Here is a 485-nt window from a genome sequence, read left to right as displayed (position 1 = left end):
GGCTCTATAATTTCTGTAGTGGGTAAATCCACCGCAGGGATTATGGAGCCTATTTTGTTGTCTTGAATATACAATATAAGTGCACAATAAAAACTCATAAGATTTTCTAGTAAAATAGAATTGAACCAACTAGTTACGAAAGGAAATCTTATGAGCTACCACCATTTTACCATAGATGAGCGCGAAAGTATTCTGATTTACCGTATTTTTCTCAAATCGCAAAATTACTTCACCGTCATCCTTCCAGCATTAGTCGGGAATGGAAACGTCATACGAAAGAAAACAGCTACTCTCCCAACAAAGCACAAGTATCTTATAAACTTGTTAAATCACACTGTGGGCGAAAGAGAAAGCTGGATCTAGACTCGAATCTAAGCAACATCATCAAACACCTTTTTCTCGATTGCCAATGGTCTCCTGAAGAAATCGAAGGCCGTTTGTGCCTAGAATATGGGAAATCTGTTATCAGTTATCAAACAATTTAT

The 485-nt window shown here is 37.1% G+C and carries 1 pseudogene; it reads left to right on the top strand.

Annotation, left to right across the window (positions count from 1 at the left end):
• Positions 1–150: 150 nt before the first annotated feature.
• Positions 151–485, top strand: a pseudogene (locus STRDD04_RS11740) (transposase); the annotation flags it as partial.

Origin of the sequence: Streptococcus sp. DD04, assembly GCF_001578725.1 — a bacterium.
Classification (GTDB): Bacteria; Bacillota; Bacilli; order Lactobacillales; family Streptococcaceae; genus Streptococcus; species Streptococcus sinensis.
Note: the sequence above shows the minus strand (reverse complement) of the source record. Positions and strands in the feature narration are given on the sequence as shown.